Here is a 15,208-nt window from a genome sequence, read left to right on the forward strand (position 1 = left end):
TTCTTAAATTAACGGCTTATTAATAACTGCGGGGCGCATGCGGGTCCAGAAGAGGAGGGGGTTTTCGGCCGGCAAGGTTAACGTCTTGTGCATTGCACAATAAATGTTGCAATGCACAATGGAATGTCTTATATAAGCATCATCCCAACTATTGCAGGCAGCGACTGCCTCAGCCCAAAGGATGCGACCCATGGCTACCATAAAGACCGACGACGTTTTTTCAATCGCTTCTTTCGACCCGTCCAAGTTCTCGGAATCCTTCCGTGAATTCGCCGAAAAGGGCGCTCAGCAGTCGAAGGACGCCTATGCCAAGCTGAAGACCGCTGGCGAAGAAGCCGGCAAGACGCTCGAAGCCACCGTACAGACCGCGCAGGCCGGCACCGTCGAGATCGGCCTGAAGGCGATCGACGTTCTGCGGATCAATGCCGAGAACTCGCTGTCGCACATGGAAGCGCTGCTCGGCGTCAAGTCCGTCGCAGAATTCTTCGAGCTGCAGACCTCGTTCATCCGCAAGCAGGCCGAGCTCACCGTCGAGCAGGCGAAGTCGATGCAGGAAACCACCAAGCAGGTGGCCGAAAAGCTGGCAAAGCCCTCCAAGGAAGCGGCCGAAAAGGCCATGGCTTCTTTCAAGGTTGCCTGATCGGTCTTGACCGGTCGAAGACAAAAGGCTGGACCCCGCGTCCAGCCTTTTTCTATATTGACGAGGAATGGGGCTTGAATTCATCGCCAAGTCCTCGTATGTGACCCCCGTCGCGCCAAGCGCGATTTATGCGGTTGTAGCTCAGTTGGTTAGAGCGCAGGTTTGTGGCACCTGAGGTCGGAGGTTCGAGACCCCCCAACCGTACCATCTCCCCCACACGATCAGAACGAAAACCCAGTTCCCGCCGTTTCGATGGAACCCATCCCATCTCGCGCCGTTCTCCAAGTTAACGGGAGAATATGCATGTCGAAAACCCTTCTCTACGGCGCGACCAAAATCGACGAGACCAACAGCGCTTATGCGCCGGTCGAAAGCCTTGCTGCCTTCCAGTGGAAGAACCGCGTCTTCGTTGTTTTCGCCGACAAGGGCAATGCCCGCGCCGCCCGCCAGGAAAACCAGTTGTTGGCCGACCGCTCAGCCCTCGACGAGCGGGATCTGGTGGTGCTCAAGATATCCGGCGCGGGTGTCCGGCCGCTCTTCGGTGACGCGGATGGTCTTGAAGGCGAAGCGATCCGCCGCGATTTCGAGGTGGCGGAGATCGGGGAATTCGCCGCCTTCCTTGTCGGCAAGGACGGCACCGTGAAGCTCAAGCTCAGCGAGCCGATCACCGCCGGCGAGCTTTTCGCCATCATCGACAGCATGCCGATGCGCGCTGCCGAATCGCTGAAGCCGGACAGATAACCCGGCCGAACGTCAGCTTAATCGAACATTATGAAAAGGGAGGCGGTCATGTCCGTGCCCAACGAACCCATTCCTGATCAGCCGCCGATGCCGGCACCCGGCTGGAAGCCGATGCCGCCGATCACCGAGCCCGAGCCGGACAGGCTTCCCGACGAGGCACCCGTTCCCAATCCCGATGAGAACGACGAGCCGGCAAAGCACGTTGGCGGTCTTTAAAGAAAGATCTGCCGTTCGGCGCTGACCAGTTCCTGCAGGAAGTCGACGACGCTCCTGACGCGTACGAGGTCGCGCGCCGTTTCGTGATAGGTCGTCCAATAGGCGCGCCGGATCGAAACGTCCGGCAGGATGCGCTGCAGCTCCGGATACTGCCGGGCAATATAATCGTGCAGGATGCCGATGCCGGCGCCGGATCGCACCGCCTCCGTCTGCCCGATCGCCGTCGAGATTTCGAAGCTCGCATCCCAGCTTCGCATCACCTCGCCGGAGAAATTCAGCGAGGCGGTGAAGATCAGATCTTCGACGTAACCGATGCGCGGATGCGCCTTCAGCGCGTCGATATCACCGGGCGTGCCCCTGGAGGCGAGATAGTCGCGCGAGGCATAGAGGCCGAGCGTGTAGTCGGTGAGCTTGGAGGAGACGAGCCGCCCCTGTTCGGGCCGTTCCAGCGTTATCGCGATATCGGCCTCGCGCTGAGACAGCGAAAAGGAGCGCGGCACCGGTACAAGCTGGATCTTCAGCGCCGGATGGCGCTCGATCAGCCGGCCCATGCGCGGCGCAAGAAAGGAAACACCGAACCCATCCGGCGCGCCGACGCGCACCGTCCCGGCGATCGCCGTATCGGTGTGGCCGAGCTTGGCCTGCGCAGCGAGCATTTCCGTTTCCATCCGCTCTGCCGATGCCAGGAACACTTCGCCTTCGGCCGTCAACTCGCAGCCATTGGTGCGACGGATGAAAAGCCGGGTCTTCAGCGCCTCTTCCAGCGACGTCAGTCGACGCGAGAGCGTGGCGTGGTTGAGCCCCAGCCGCTTGGAGGCGGCAAGGATCTGCCCGGTGCGGGCGACCGCGAGGAAAATCCGGACATCGTCCCAGTTCATGGCTTGGCCCGCATTGCGATCGGATCGACCTCGATCAGCGTCAGCGATGTCACCATGCCGGCCGTCGCGGTCTTGTATTTGAGGAAATGCGGTGTTTGCAGATGGGCCTCGTAGGCCTGCTGGTCGGCATAGACCTCGAGAATTCGGATCCGGTTTGGATTGTCCCTGATGGAAACAGCGCTGAGCGAAATTACGCCGTCTTCCAGCGCGACGGAGGCCTCGATTTCTTCGGTGAGCAATACGCGGTAGGCTTCCAGCATGTCCGGATCGATCTCCAGCTCTGCCATTCTGACGACAGGTTCCCGGCGCATCGGTTTTGTCCTCCCCTCGGGTTTGACTTGTCCGCACACCGTTCCAAGTTCGGAGCAGCAGCGTCGCACATAACGGCAGAGCTATAATATACGCACAACGGTTACTTATATCAGCGCATTGATTTGTGCAAATTGAAGTGCGATTGTGGGTCATCCAAAAACAGGAGGAACATCCCATGCATGAGATCGGTCATTTCATCGGCGGCAAGCAGGTTGCCGGCACCAGCGGCCGCGTCAGCAATGTCTACAATCCGGCAACGGGCGAAGTGCAGGCGACGGTCGCACTCGCAAGCGCCGAGGAATTGCGCGCCGCCGTCGAAAACGCCAAGGCTGCGCAGCCGAAATGGGCCGCCACCAATCCGCAGCGCCGCGCCCGCGTCTTCTTCAAGTTCGTCGAACTCCTGAACAAACACATGGACGAGCTTGCCGAAATGCTCTCCAGGGAGCACGGCAAAACGATCGAGGATGCCAAGGGCGACGTCATCCGCGGCCTCGAAGTCTGCGAATTCGTCTGCGGCATTCCGCATCTCTCCAAGGGTGAGTTCACCGAGGGTGCCGGGCCGGCGATCGACATGTATTCGATCCGCCAGCCGGTCGGCATCGGCGCCGGCATCACCCCCTTCAATTTCCCCGGCATGATCCCGATGTGGATGTTTGCGCCGGCGATTGCCTGCGGCAACGCCTTCATCCTGAAGCCCTCCGAGCGTGATCCTTCCCTGCCGATCCGTCTTGCCGAACTGATGATCGAGGCCGGCCTGCCGGCCGGCATCCTCAATGTCGTCAATGGCGACAAGGGTGCCGTCGATGCGATCCTCAGCGATCCGGATATCGGCGCCGTCTCCTTCGTCGGCTCGACGCCGATTGCCCGCTACGTCTACGGCACTGCGGCGATGAACGGCAAGCGCGCCCAGTGCTTCGGCGGCGCCAAGAACCACATGATCATCATGCCGGACGCCGATATGGATCAGGCGGTCAACGCGCTGATGGGCGCAGGCTACGGCTCGGCCGGCGAGCGCTGCATGGCGATCTCGGTTGCCGTTCCGGTCGGCGAGGACACCGCCAACCGCCTCGTCGAAAAGCTGATCCCGAAGATCGAATCGCTGCGCATCGGCCCCTACACCGACGACCAGGCCGACTTGGGCCCGCTCGTCACCAAGGACGCTTATAACCGTGTTCGCGGCCTTATCGACCGCGGCGTCGAGGAAGGCGCCAAGCTCCTCGTCGACGGCCGCGATTTCAAGCTCCAGGGTTATGAAGACGGCTACTTCGTCGGCGGCTGCCTGTTCGATCACGTCACGCCCGAGATGGACATCTACAAGACCGAGATTTTTGGACCGGTTCTCTCCGTCGTTCGCGCCCAGAACTACGAGGAGGCGCTGTCGCTGCCGATGAAGCACGAATACGGCAACGGCGTCGCGATCTACACCCGTGACGGCGATGCCGCCCGCGATTTCGCCTCGCGCATCAATATCGGCATGATCGGTATCAACGTTCCGATCCCGGTTCCGCTCGCCTATCACTCCTTCGGCGGCTGGAAGGCCTCGAGCTTCGGCGACCTCAACCAGCACGGCACGGATTCGATCAAGTTCTGGACGAAGACCAAGACCGTCACCGCCCGCTGGCCCTCCGGCATCAAGAGCGGCGCCGAATTCGTCATGCCGACGATGAGGTGACCTGACCGATAGATCGATCTGCAATTCGGGGGCCTTTTTGGCCCCCGTTTTGTTCGATCTGTTGGGATTGAAATTTGGCACCCAATCCGGAGCAGGATTCGACGTCGCGGCAAATGGCCTCATAAGCTGAATGCAAATTTCATATTTTGGAATTGTTCAAAACTACCAAACCGCCTATATAGGTCCGAACAGGCACGAGTCAGGAGATCGGCATGCGGTTGACGAAGCAGACCAACTATGCGGTTCGCATGTTGATGTATTGTGCTGCCAATGACGGGCACCTAAGCCGGATTCCAGAAATCGCCAGGGCTTACGGCGTTTCCGAACTGTTTCTTTTCAAGATCCTCCAGCCGCTGAACAAGGCGGGCCTGGTCGAAACCGTGCGCGGTCGCAATGGCGGCGTGCGCTTGGGTAAGCCGGCGGCAGACATTACGCTCTTCGACGTCGTTCGGGTGACGGAAGACAGTTTCGCCATGGCCGAATGCTTCGAGGATGACGGTGTTGTCGAATGCCCGCTGGTCGACAGCTGCGGCCTGAATTCGGCGCTGCGCAAGGCGCTCAATGCCTTCTTCGCCGTGCTTTCGGAATATTCCATCGATGACCTCGTCAAGGCGCGTCCGCAGATCAATTTCCTGCTCGGAATTACCGGCGAGCGGCCATATCGCAAACCTGCGATCATTGCACCCGCCGCCTGAATTTAGAGAGCAGGACAGAGTTGTGAAACCGCGGTTGCCCCGGCAATCGCGGTTTTTCATTTTGGTGCGTCTCACCGGCTCGCAAGAGATAAACATCCTCGCGTGGGGAGCGAATCCGATCGATCGCGACACGCTTAAGAGGCGCAATTATCCAAAATACGACGAAATTCGGGATATTTTTATCCGAATATTTCCGAATGAGGCTGATTTTAGACGGAAAATTTCTAAAATTGTCCAACTGGAAAAATTTTCTCCGTAGCCCGTTGCTTTCAGTAGATAAATGTCGTTCCATCGACCGTCGACCGGGATGCCAATCTGCGGTCTCCAGACATCAAAAAAGAACAACCGGGAAACAATATTATGAAAAAGATCTCTGTCATGCTGGCAGCGACGGCCCTGATTTCGGTCATGGCGACGTCGGCCTGGTCCAAGACCCTTGTTTATTGCTCCGAGGGCTCGCCGGAAGGCTTCGACCCGAGCCTCTATACGGCAGGCACGACCTTCGACGCGTCGTCGCGCACGGTCTATAGCCGCCTCGTCGAATTCAAGCATGGCGGTACAGAGATCGAGCCCGGCCTGGCTGACAGCTGGAGCGTTTCGGCCGACGGCACGCAATACACCTTCAAGCTTCATCCCGGCGTCAAGTACCAGACCACCGACTTCTTCACGCCGACCCGCGATTTCAACGCCGACGACGTCGTGTTCTCCTTCGAGCGCCAGCTGAAATCCGACAATCCGTGGAACAAGTATGTCGAAGGCGGTTCCTACGAATACGCAGCCGGCATGGGCTTCCCGGATCTGATCAAGTCCGTTGAGAAGGTCGATGACCTCACCGTCAAGTTCACGCTCAACCATCCCGAGGCGCCGTTCCTCGCCGATCTTGCCATGGACTTCGCCTCGATCGTTTCCAAGGAATATGCCGACAAGCTCGCAGCCGACGGCAAGATGGCGCAGCTCAACCAACAGCCGCTCGGCACGGGTCCGTTCACCTTCGTCGCCTACCAGCCGGATGCCGTCATCCGCTACAAGGCCAACGAAACCTATTTTAAGGGCAAGGAAAAGATCGACGATCTGGTTTTCGCCATCACCTCCGACGCGGCTGTCCGCGCCCAGAAGCTGAAGGCCGGCGAATGCCAGCTGATCCCCTATCCGAATGCAGCCGACGTTCCCGAACTGAAGAAGGATGACAAACTGACGGTGATGGAACAGGCCGGTCTCAATGTCGGCTTCCTCGCCTACAACACGCAGATGGCCCCGTTCGACAAGCCGGAAGTTCGCCGCGCCCTCAACATGGCGATCAACAAGCAGGCGATCATCGATGCCGTCTTCCAGGGTGCCGCGGCCGTTGCCAAGAACCCGATCCCGCCGACGATGTGGTCCTATAACGACGCTGTTCAGGACGACAAGTATGATCCGGACGCTGCCAAGAAGGCTCTTGCCGATGCCGGCGTCAAGGATCTCAGCATGAAGATCTGGGCAATGCCGGTTTCGCGTCCCTACATGCTGAATGCGCGCCGTGCCGCTGAACTGATGCAGGCTGATTTCGCCAAGGCCGGCGTCAAGGTCGAGATCGTCACCCATGAATGGGCCGAATATCTGAAGCTCTCCTCCGACGTGAAGCGTGACGGCGCCGTCATCCTCGGCTGGACCGGCGACAACGGCGACCCGGATAACTTCATGGATACGCTGCTCGGCTGCGACGCCGTCGGCGGCAATAACCGCGCTCAGTGGTGCAACAAGGAATACGACGAACTGATGACCAAGGCCAAGCTGACCGCCGATGTCGGCGAGCGCACCAAGGCCTATGAGCAGGCGCAGCTGATCTTCAAGAAGGAAGCTCCCTGGGCGACCCTCGATCACTCGCTCGTCTTCGTTCCGATGAGCAAGAAGGTCTCCGGCTTCTTCATGGATCCGCTCGGCATTCACCGCTTCGACGGCGTCGACGTTTCCGAATAACCAGAATAATGTAAGAATGCCCGGCAGAGCTGGGCGCAGCCGGCGGTCAGGATCTCCTGACCGCCGGAAACTATTGGACATCTGCCATGTTGCGTTTTTTCATCGGCCGCCTTGCGGTGCTGATCCCGACATTCCTCGGCGTTTCCCTCATTGCCTTCTCCTTCATCCGCATGCTTCCCGGCGACCCCGTCATGCTTCTGTCGGGTGAGCGCGTCATGGCGCCGGAGCGTCATGCCCAGATCATGCATGATCTCGGCTTCGACCGGCCTGTGTATGTGCAGTATTTCGATTATCTCGGAAAACTGCTGCATGGCGATCTCGGCACCTCGATCGTCACCAAGCGGCCCGTTCTCGGTGAATTCCTGACGCTGTTTCCGGCGACGCTGGAACTTTCGCTCTGCGCCATCATCCTCGCCGTCTGTCTTGGCGTGCCCGCCGGTATCTTTGCCGCCGTCAAGCGAGGCACGTGGTTCGATCAGAGTGTGATGGGTGTTGCCCTGATCGGCTATTCCATGCCGATTTTCTGGTGGGGCCTGCTCCTCATCATCTTCTTCTCCGGCTATCTCGGCTGGACGCCCGTTTCCGGCCGCATCTCGCTGATGTATTTCTTCAAGCCGGTCACCGGCTTCATGCTTGTCGACAGCCTGCTGTCAGGCCAGAAAGGGGCGTTTTCCTCCGCCGTCAGCTACCTCATTCTGCCGACCATCGTGCTGGCGACCATTCCGCTTGCCGTCATCGCCCGCCAGACGCGCTCGGCGATGCTCGAGGTTCTGGGTGAGGACTATGTCCGCACCGCGCGTTCGAAGGGACTGAAGCCGCTGCGCGTCGTCGGCGTGCACGCGCTGCGCAATGCGATGATCCCGGTCATCACCACCATCGGTCTGCAGATCGGCGTTCTCCTTGCTGGCGCCATCCTCACCGAAACGATCTTCTCCTGGCCGGGCATCGGCAAATGGATGGTCGATTCCGTCTTCAAGCGCGATTACGCCGTGGTCCAGGGCGGCCTTCTTTTGATCGCCGGCGTTATCATGATGGTCAATCTGATTGTTGATGTCCTCTACGGATTCATCAATCCGCGCATTCGTCATTAGGAGCGGTTCATGAGCACCGTCACCATCAAAACCGGCCAGCCATCCGCTCTCGCGGAATTCTGGCACTATTTCTCCCGCAATAAGGGCGCCGTCATCGGCCTCGTGGTTTTTACCATCATCCTGGTCGTCGCCGTCCTCGCGCCGCTCTTTGCACCACATGAACCGAATGAGCAGAACCGTCAGGTGCTGCTGGCCGTGCCATCCTGGATGGAGGGCGGCAGCATCTCCTTCCCGCTCGGAACGGATGCCGTCGGCCGCGATATTTTGTCGCGACTGATATACGGCGCGCGCTTCTCGCTCTTCATCGGCGTCGTCGTCGTCACGCTTTCGGTCATTTCAGGCGTGCTGATCGGCCTCGTCGCCGGATATTTCCGCGGCAAGGTCGATACGGCGATCATGCGCCTGATGGATATCATCCTGGCCTTCCCGTCGCTGCTGCTCGCCCTCGTGTTGGTTGCCGTGCTCGGGCCTGGACTTACCAATGCGATGATCGCGATTTCGCTGGTCAACCAGCCGCATTTCGTGCGGCTGACGCGCGCCTCGGTCATATCGGAGCGCGAGAAGGAATATGTGATCGCCTCGCGTGTCGCCGGGGCCGGCACCTTCCGCCTGATGTTCAAGACCATCCTGCCGAACTGTCTCGGGCCGCTGATCGTCCAGGCGACGCTCGCCTTCTCGGCGGCGATCCTTGATGCCGCCGCCCTCGGCTTTCTCGGCATGGGCGCCCAGCCGCCGACACCCGAATGGGGCACGATGCTGGCCGAATCCCGCGAGTTCATCTCGCGCGCCTGGTGGGTGGTAACATTCCCGGGTCTTGCCATCCTCATCACCGTTCTCGCCATCAATCTGATGGGTGACGGCCTGCGCGATGCGCTTGACCCCAAGCTGAAGAGGTCGTGATGCCGCTCCTCGAGATTGAAAATCTGACCGTCGAATTCCAGACGTCGTCCGGTCTCTTCCGCGCCGTCGACCGCGTATCGCTTGCCTGCGACAAGGGCGAGATCCTGTCGGTCGTCGGTGAATCCGGCTCGGGCAAATCTGTCGCCATGCTCGCGCTGATGGGGCTTCTGCCCTGGACGGCGAAGATTACCGCCGACCGCATGCAGTTCGACGGCCAGGATCTGCGCGGTATTTCCGGCCGCCAGCGCCGCAGGATCGTCGGCAAGGACATGGCGATGATCTTCCAGGAGCCGATGTCGAGCCTCAATCCGTGCTTCACGGTCGGATTCCAGCTCGGCGAGACCCTGCGCGTTCACATGGGCCTCAACCGCAAGGAGCGCCGCGAACGCTCGATCGAACTCCTGAACCTGGTCGGAATTCCGGCGCCGGAAGACCGGCTGTCGAACTTCCCGCATCAGATGTCGGGCGGCATGAGCCAGCGCGTCATGATCGCCATGGCACTCGCCTGCAATCCGAAGCTTCTGATCGCCGACGAGCCGACAACCGCGCTCGACGTGACGATCCAGGCGCAAATCCTCGATCTGCTCGTGCGTCTACAGAAAGAGCAGGGAATGGCGTTGGTGCTGATCACCCACGACATGGGTGTCGTTGCCGAAACCGCCGAGCGTGTGCAGGTGCAATATGCCGGCCAGAAGGTCGAGGAGCAGCCGGTGAAGGCGCTGTTCCGCGATCCGCATCATCCGTATACCGCAGCCCTGCTCGCCGCCCTGCCGGAACGCGCAGAAGTCGGCCAGCGTCTTCCCTCGATCGCCGGTGTCGTTCCCGGTCAGCACGGCCGCCCGACCGGCTGTCTTTTCGCGCCGCGCTGCGGCTACGCCACGGTCGAATGTGACCGCGGTGTCGTCCGTCAGGGGCCGGAGCTTGGGCTGGCGCTGTGCAATTATCCTTTGAAGGACGGCAAGCCGCTCGGGCATCCCGGCATCATGGCCGTTGAAACTGCAGGAGATCTCGTATGACGGGCGCTGTTCTCGAGGGCAGGGATCTCGCCCGCTTCTACACCGTCAATCGCGGGCTCTTCAAAGCCGATGCCACCGTCAGGGCGCTGAACGGCGTCAGCTTCAGCCTCCATTCCGGCAAGACGCTAGCCGTCGTCGGCGAATCCGGCTGTGGCAAGTCGACGCTCGCTCGCCTGGTCACCATGATCGAGAACCCGACGTCGGGCGAATTGCTGATTGACGGCAAGCCCGCCCATGTCGGCGACCGCAGCCTGCGCAGCCAGGTTCAAATCGTCTTCCAGAATCCTTACGGCTCGCTCAATCCGCGCCAGAAGGTTGGCTCGATCCTCGAAGAGCCGCTGAAGATCAACACTGATCTCAACGCCGCCGCGCGCCGCCGCAAGGTGGAGGAGATGATGGCCCGCGTCGGCTTGCGTCCCGAGCATCACGGCCGCTATCCCCATATGTTCTCCGGCGGCCAGCGCCAACGCATCGCCATTGCCCGCGCTTTGATGCTACGGCCGAAGGTGCTGGTGCTCGACGAACCGGTATCGGCGCTTGACCTCTCGATCCAGGCGCAGGTGCTGAACCTGCTGATGGATCTGCAGAAGGAGATGGGACTTGCCTATCTCTTTATCTCGCATGGCCTGTCCGTCGTCCATCACATCGCCGACGAGGTGATGGTGATGTATCTCGGCCGGCCGGTGGAAACCGGTCCCGCCGCCGAGGTCTTCGCCAGGCCGCGCCATCCCTATACGGCAGCCTTGCTATCGGCGACACCGATCGCCGACCCCGACCGCGCCAAGAACCGCATCCGCCTGCAGGGCGAACTGCCTTCGCCGCTGAAACCTCCGTCGGGCTGCCATTTCAATCCACGCTGCTGGAAGGCGCAGGATTATTGCCGCCAGGTCTCGCCTGAACTAAGCGGCGAGGGTGCACAACAATATGCCTGTCACTTCCCGCTCGATTGAGTGGAAAGTCAAGTTTTAGGAGGAAACATGCCGGGTGAGCAGACGAGCAGGCCCCATGCAATCATCGTCATGGGGGTCAGCGGCTGCGGCAAATCCTCCGTCGGCGAAAAGCTCGCGGGAGCCTTGCACCTGGCCTTCGTCGAAGGCGATGCGCTGCATCCCGCCGCCAATGTCGAGAAGATGTCGAAGGGCATTCCGCTGACCGACGAGGACCGGATGCCCTGGCTCGACCGCATCGGCGAAGACATGAAGGCCTCGCTTGAGAAAGGCGAGGGCATCATCGTCTCCTGCTCGGCGCTGAAACGCATCTATCGCGACAGGCTGCGAGCTGCTGCCGGCGGCAATCTCTTCTTCGTCTATCTCGAAGGCTCCAGGCAATTGCTGACGAAACGGATGGGCGAGCGCAAGGGCCATTTCATGCCGGTGTCGCTGCTCGAAAGCCAGCTGGCGACGCTCGAAGCGCCGACCGGCGAGCATGGCGTCGTCACCGTCGATATCGACGACACGATCGACGGCATCTCGGCCACGGCCCTCGAAGGTCTTGCAGCCCTCGGTATCACGGCTTGAAGCGCTGCGGCGAATAGGCGGCAATATCAATGAACGGCGCCTCGCCGGTAATGAGTTCGGCAAGCACGCGGCCGGTCACCGGTCCGAGCGTCAGCCCGTGATGGGCATGGCCGAAGGCGAACCACAGTCCCTGATGGCGCGGCGCCTTGCCGATGATCGGCATCATATCCGGCGTGCAGGGGCGGGCACCCATCCAGGGTTCGGGATCGAGCCTCTCTCCGAGCGGGAAAATCGTGCGGGCCACGGCCTCGGCCCGGTCGAGCTGGACCGGCGTCTTTGGCGCATCGAGCGTTGCGAACTCCGCGCCCGTCGTCAGACGGATGCCGCGGCGCATCGGCGCCATGAGATAGCCGCGTTCGGCATCGAGCATCCAGTTGTTGAGAACGGCATTGCCCTTGGTGGCATAATGCATGTGATAGCCGCGTTTGACGCCGAGCGGCAAGGAATAGCCGAGCCGGCGCGTCGCAACCGCCGCCCAGGGACCAAGCGCCAGAACTGCATCGTCGGCTTCGAGGGGGCCTTCCGCAGTCATGATCTTCCAGCCGGAGCCGAACTGGCCGAGCGAGGCGGCGTCGCCTTTGACGAACCGGCCGCCGAGGCTTTCGAAATAGCGGCGATAGGCCGATGTCAGCGCATGCGGGTCGAGCACCGACCAGGGGTCGCGCCAGTGGATGCCGCCGGCGAAATCGCCTGTTATATCCGGTTCCATGCGGGCGATATCGGCCGAGGTCAGGCTGTCATATTCCACCCCGAATTCATTCTGCCAAAGTGCGGCCTCCGCCAGGGCCTGGTCACGCTTGGCCTCAGTCCGGAAGATCTTCATCCAGCCGTCCTTGCGGATCAGCGCTTCGGCCTGCGCCGCCTCGACCAGATCCTTATGTTCGGCAATTGAATTTTCGATCAGCGGCGCATAGGCCCGGGTGATGACCGCGTGGCGCCGCGCATTGGAATTCCACCAGTAGCGGGCGAGAAAGCCGACCTGGCTCGGCAGCGTGCGCAGGTGATAATGCGCGTCGGTGCGGTTATTCAGTGCATAACGCAGCAGAAGCCCGAGCTGCTGGGGAAAGCCGTAAGGCATGACGCCTTCGCGCTGGATCAGGCCGGCATTGCCGAAGGAGGTCTCGCTGCCCGGATCCTTGCGGTCGATCAGCGTCACCTGCCGGCCGCGCCGCTGAAGATGGATGGCCGCCGACACCCCGACGATGCCGGCGCCGAGCACGATTGCGTTCTTCGTCATTTCCCCTGCATTCCGCTTTGTTTATCGGGTGAAAATGCCCGTGCGGATACCGCCGCGCAAACGAAAAATCGCATTCATTTCAAAATCATTGCGCTTTTCAGTGCGGCATTTTCAGCCTTCACGCGGATATAGAGGACAAGGGCGTTGAGAAGCGAAAAGCCGATCGCGTAAAACGGCAGTCCGAAGGCCAGCGGAAGGGCGGCGATCTCGCCGACGACGATCGCGTAGTTCGGATGCTGAAAGAAGCGATAGGGTCCCGATGTTATGAGCGGCGCGCCGGGCAGGACGATAATGCGCGTCGTCCAGCGGCCCTTCAGCGTTGCCAGCACCCAGAGCCGCAGCGCCTGCAGCGCCATGAACACGGCAAACCAGAAGGGCTCGACCGGCCTGCCTGAAGCAAGCAGCCAGAGCCCGACAATCCAGGCTGTATGCAGCGCCACCATGACGGGATAGTGCTCCGCCGCGACCTCTCTGGCGCCCTTGGCGAGCAGGGCGGCGGTGTTGCGCCGGGCGAGCGCGAGCTCCGCCAGCCGCTGCAGCGTCACGAAGGTAAGCAGCGCGATCGACGGCCACATCATGCCGTCCTCCTGAGCGTCACGCAGCTGGCCGAAAAGCCTGGGCCCATGGCAATCATCGCCGCGCGCGCCGGCAACCCGGCACGGATCGCCCGTTCCAGCACGAACAGGATGGTCGGCGACGACATGTTGCCGTAGTCGGCAAGCACCGCACGCTCGTGATCGAGCGAGCCGGGCGCCAGCGAAAGCGCGCTCTCCATCGCTGCCAGCACTTTCGTTCCGCCGGGATGGCATATGAAGCGGTCGATATCTGCCGGTTTCAGCCCGTTTCGCGCCAGAATGGCGCTCACCGCCGGACCAAGCTCGCGCTCGGCAAAGGGTGGCAGCGATTGCGCCAGCACGATGCCGAAGCCACCGTCGTCGATCTTCCAGCCCATGATGTCGAGCGTATCGGGGAAGAGGTGTTCGCCGGTCGATTCCACTTCCGCCATCCCGCCTCCGCCCGACCGCAGCACGCAGGCGGCAGCGCCGTCGCCGAACAGCGCTGTCGCGATGATGTTCGGCCGGGTCAGTTCGTCCAGCCGGAAGGCAAGCGTGCAAAGCTCGATCGAGACGAACAGCACGACGGCGCCCGGCCGGCTCCGCGCCTGCCGCGAGGCGATCGCAAAGCCCGACACGCCGGCAGCACAGCCGAGCCCGAAGACCGGCACGCGCTCGATATCGGCCCTGAAGCCCATCCGGCGGGCCATCTGCGCGTCGAGGCTCGGCGTCGTAAAACCGGTGGAGGAGACCGTAACCACACAGTCGACATCCCTGGCCGTCAGCCCGGCCCGATGCAGTGCCGAGCTGGCGGCCTCAACGAAGAGCCCGCCCGCCACCTCCGCATAGGCCTCCATCCGATCCTGCCAGCCATGCGGTTCGTCGAACCAGGCAAGCGGACGTGCCGCATGGCGCTTCTGAATACCGGCGCTGTCGAAGACGCGGGCAAGATGGCGAAAATCCTCGAAACGGTCGGCAAACAGCCGGCCGGAGGCTTCGACCGCCTCTTTCTGGAAAATGACATGTTCGGGTGCGGCGACGGCGAGGCTGACGAGTTTTACGGTATCGGTCACTAAATTCTCCTTGTCGTTCCCGGCGTAACGCTGAGAACACGCGGTTTCGACGATTTATTCGGCCTCGGTGGCTTCACGAAGCCGTGATGGAGAAAATAGAGAGGCTGCCGAATAAAGCTCGGGGCAGCGGTGTTTTCTCCTCGCAACGTCACTTTCGAGGAGTTTTCCCATGACGATCATGACAGTCCGTACTGCTTCCCTCATTCTCGGCGGCTGCCTTGCCGCTTCCGTTTTCTCCGGCCCGGTCTTTGCAGCCGGCAATGACAGCAGCACGATGCCAACCTGCAAGAAGGGTGAGATCTACGACCAGAAGACCAAGAAATGCGTCAAGCAGCAGAGCGCCAACGTCTCGGACGAGAACCGCACCGACTACGCCTATTCGCTGGCCAAGACTGGCCGCTATGAGGAGGCGCTTGCCATGCTCGACACGGTCAAGGACCAGAACACGGCCGAGGTGCTGAACTATCGCGGTTATGCCACCCGCAAGCTCGGCCGCACCGACGAGGGCATCTCCTACTACCTCAAGTCGGTGAAGATGGACCCGCAATACGCCAAGGTCCGCGAATATCTCGGCGAAGCCTATGTCATCAAGGGTCAGCTCGACCTCGCCAAGGATCAGTTGAGCACCATCAAGGCGATCTGCGGCACCGCTTGTGAGGAATATCAGGATCTGAACGCCGCCATCATCGACCCGTCGAAGATCTGATTGG

Annotated in this window: 17 protein-coding genes and 1 tRNA gene; 13 read left to right on the forward strand and 5 right to left on the reverse strand. The window is 61.1% G+C overall.

The window, feature by feature from the left end; all coding sequences use genetic code 11:
- Positions 1–190 precede the first annotated feature (190 nt).
- From J3O30_RS04055 to J3O30_RS04070, 4 genes are all read left to right on the forward strand, one after another.
- On the forward strand, positions 191–640 hold the full coding sequence (locus J3O30_RS04055) for a phasin (protein ID WP_207582996.1): 450 nt from the start codon (positions 191–193) through the stop codon (positions 638–640).
- A gap of 130 nt (positions 641–770) precedes the next feature.
- A tRNA-His gene (locus J3O30_RS04060) sits at positions 771–847 on the forward strand.
- Positions 848–943: 96 nt separating this feature from the next.
- Complete coding sequence (locus J3O30_RS04065; RefSeq protein WP_207582997.1) at positions 944–1,381, forward strand: DUF4174 domain-containing protein; 438 nt, start codon at positions 944–946, stop codon at positions 1,379–1,381.
- A gap of 48 nt (positions 1,382–1,429) precedes the next feature.
- Complete coding sequence (locus J3O30_RS04070; protein WP_207582998.1) at positions 1,430–1,597, forward strand: hypothetical protein; 168 nt, start codon at positions 1,430–1,432, stop codon at positions 1,595–1,597.
- On the opposite strand, the gene J3O30_RS04075 is transcribed toward J3O30_RS04070, so the two are convergent.
- Positions 1,594–2,475: a LysR family transcriptional regulator gene (locus J3O30_RS04075; protein WP_207582999.1), complete on the reverse strand. Its 882-nt coding sequence runs from the start codon at positions 2,473–2,475 to the stop codon at positions 1,594–1,596. The two genes, J3O30_RS04070 and J3O30_RS04075, sit on opposite strands and share 4 nt — an antisense overlap.
- Positions 2,472–2,786, reverse strand: coding sequence for a putative quinol monooxygenase (locus J3O30_RS04080; RefSeq protein WP_207583000.1), 315 nt, complete (start codon positions 2,784–2,786; stop codon positions 2,472–2,474). Before J3O30_RS04080 ends, J3O30_RS04075 begins: the two co-directional genes overlap by 4 nt.
- 176 nt (positions 2,787–2,962) lie before the next feature.
- Between J3O30_RS04080 and J3O30_RS04085 the strand changes: the two genes are divergently transcribed.
- From J3O30_RS04085 to J3O30_RS04120, 8 genes are all read left to right on the forward strand, one after another.
- On the forward strand, positions 2,963–4,459 hold the full coding sequence (locus J3O30_RS04085; protein ID WP_207583001.1) for a CoA-acylating methylmalonate-semialdehyde dehydrogenase: 1,497 nt from the start codon (positions 2,963–2,965) through the stop codon (positions 4,457–4,459).
- 212 nt (positions 4,460–4,671) lie between these two features.
- On the forward strand, positions 4,672–5,154 hold the full coding sequence (gene rirA, locus J3O30_RS04090) for an iron-responsive transcriptional regulator RirA (RefSeq protein ID WP_207583002.1): 483 nt from the start codon (positions 4,672–4,674) through the stop codon (positions 5,152–5,154).
- Positions 5,155–5,514: 360 nt separating this feature from the next.
- On the forward strand, positions 5,515–7,110 hold the full coding sequence (locus J3O30_RS04095; RefSeq protein WP_207583003.1) for an ABC transporter substrate-binding protein: 1,596 nt from the start codon (positions 5,515–5,517) through the stop codon (positions 7,108–7,110).
- 86 nt (positions 7,111–7,196) lie between these two features.
- Entirely contained in the window at positions 7,197–8,201 is a 1,005-nt protein-coding gene (locus J3O30_RS04100; protein WP_207583004.1) for an ABC transporter permease subunit, read from the forward strand.
- A gap of 9 nt (positions 8,202–8,210) precedes the next feature.
- The gene (locus tag J3O30_RS04105) at positions 8,211–9,101 is read left to right on the forward strand and encodes an ABC transporter permease subunit (RefSeq protein ID WP_207583005.1); all 891 of its coding nucleotides are present in this window, start codon (positions 8,211–8,213) and stop codon (positions 9,099–9,101) included.
- Positions 9,101–10,117, forward strand: coding sequence for an ABC transporter ATP-binding protein (locus tag J3O30_RS04110; protein ID WP_207583006.1), 1,017 nt, complete (start codon positions 9,101–9,103; stop codon positions 10,115–10,117). The genes J3O30_RS04105 and J3O30_RS04110 overlap by 1 nt, the downstream gene beginning before the upstream one ends.
- Positions 10,114–11,067 carry a peptide ABC transporter ATP-binding protein gene (locus J3O30_RS04115; protein WP_207583007.1) on the forward strand — a complete coding sequence of 318 codons (954 nt, stop codon included), beginning with the start codon at positions 10,114–10,116 and terminating at the stop codon, positions 11,065–11,067. The genes J3O30_RS04110 and J3O30_RS04115 overlap by 4 nt, the downstream gene beginning before the upstream one ends.
- A 27-nt stretch (positions 11,068–11,094) precedes the next feature.
- Positions 11,095–11,634 (forward strand): gluconokinase, encoded by a 540-nt coding sequence (locus J3O30_RS04120; protein WP_207583008.1) that lies wholly within the window; start codon positions 11,095–11,097, stop codon positions 11,632–11,634.
- On the opposite strand, the gene J3O30_RS04125 is transcribed toward J3O30_RS04120, so the two are convergent.
- From J3O30_RS04125 to J3O30_RS04135, 3 genes are all read right to left on the reverse strand, one after another.
- A complete protein-coding gene (locus J3O30_RS04125) occupies positions 11,624–12,871 on the reverse strand; it encodes an FAD-binding oxidoreductase (RefSeq protein ID WP_207583009.1) in 1,248 nt (415 codons plus the stop codon). The two genes, J3O30_RS04120 and J3O30_RS04125, sit on opposite strands and share 11 nt — an antisense overlap.
- A gap of 74 nt (positions 12,872–12,945) precedes the next feature.
- On the reverse strand, positions 12,946–13,449 hold the full coding sequence (locus J3O30_RS04130) for an isoprenylcysteine carboxylmethyltransferase family protein (RefSeq protein ID WP_207583010.1): 504 nt from the start codon (positions 13,447–13,449) through the stop codon (positions 12,946–12,948).
- A complete protein-coding gene (locus tag J3O30_RS04135) occupies positions 13,446–14,498 on the reverse strand; it encodes a type III polyketide synthase (protein ID WP_207583011.1) in 1,053 nt (350 codons plus the stop codon). Before J3O30_RS04135 ends, J3O30_RS04130 begins: the two co-directional genes overlap by 4 nt.
- A 169-nt stretch (positions 14,499–14,667) precedes the next feature.
- Here J3O30_RS04135 and J3O30_RS04140 point away from each other — a divergent pair, with 169 nt between their 5' ends.
- Positions 14,668–15,204, forward strand: coding sequence for a tetratricopeptide repeat protein (locus J3O30_RS04140; RefSeq protein ID WP_207583012.1), 537 nt, complete (start codon positions 14,668–14,670; stop codon positions 15,202–15,204).
- Positions 15,205–15,208: the final 4 nt, after the last annotated feature.

Source organism: Rhizobium sp. NZLR1, from assembly GCF_017357385.1.
GTDB lineage: Bacteria > Pseudomonadota > Alphaproteobacteria > Rhizobiales > Rhizobiaceae > Rhizobium.

Bases quoted from the DNA above. Each gene is read 5' to 3' on its own strand.
- J3O30_RS04080 (WP_207583000.1), bottom strand. From the start codon at position 2,786: ATGCGCCGGGAACCTGTCGTCAGAATGGCAGAGCTGGAGATCGATCCG.
- J3O30_RS04140 (WP_207583012.1), top strand. From the start codon at position 14,668: ATGACGATCATGACAGTCCGTACTGCTTCCCTCATTCTCGGCGGCTGC.
- J3O30_RS04110 (WP_207583006.1), top strand. From the start codon at position 9,101: ATGCCGCTCCTCGAGATTGAAAATCTGACCGTCGAATTCCAGACGTCG.
- J3O30_RS04070 (WP_207582998.1), top strand. From the start codon at position 1,430: ATGTCCGTGCCCAACGAACCCATTCCTGATCAGCCGCCGATGCCGGCA.
- J3O30_RS04120 (WP_207583008.1), top strand. From the start codon at position 11,095: ATGCCGGGTGAGCAGACGAGCAGGCCCCATGCAATCATCGTCATGGGG.
- J3O30_RS04085 (WP_207583001.1), top strand. From the start codon at position 2,963: ATGCATGAGATCGGTCATTTCATCGGCGGCAAGCAGGTTGCCGGCACC.
- J3O30_RS04105 (WP_207583005.1), top strand. From the start codon at position 8,211: ATGAGCACCGTCACCATCAAAACCGGCCAGCCATCCGCTCTCGCGGAA.
- J3O30_RS04115 (WP_207583007.1), top strand. From the start codon at position 10,114: ATGACGGGCGCTGTTCTCGAGGGCAGGGATCTCGCCCGCTTCTACACC.
- J3O30_RS04100 (WP_207583004.1), top strand. From the start codon at position 7,197: ATGTTGCGTTTTTTCATCGGCCGCCTTGCGGTGCTGATCCCGACATTC.
- J3O30_RS04065 (WP_207582997.1), top strand. From the start codon at position 944: ATGTCGAAAACCCTTCTCTACGGCGCGACCAAAATCGACGAGACCAAC.
- J3O30_RS04075 (WP_207582999.1), bottom strand. From the start codon at position 2,475: ATGAACTGGGACGATGTCCGGATTTTCCTCGCGGTCGCCCGCACCGGG.
- J3O30_RS04095 (WP_207583003.1), top strand. From the start codon at position 5,515: ATGAAAAAGATCTCTGTCATGCTGGCAGCGACGGCCCTGATTTCGGTC.
- J3O30_RS04125 (WP_207583009.1), bottom strand. From the start codon at position 12,871: ATGACGAAGAACGCAATCGTGCTCGGCGCCGGCATCGTCGGGGTGTCG.
- J3O30_RS04055 (WP_207582996.1), top strand. From the start codon at position 191: ATGGCTACCATAAAGACCGACGACGTTTTTTCAATCGCTTCTTTCGAC.
- J3O30_RS04130 (WP_207583010.1), bottom strand. From the start codon at position 13,449: ATGATGTGGCCGTCGATCGCGCTGCTTACCTTCGTGACGCTGCAGCGG.
- rirA (WP_207583002.1), top strand. From the start codon at position 4,672: ATGCGGTTGACGAAGCAGACCAACTATGCGGTTCGCATGTTGATGTAT.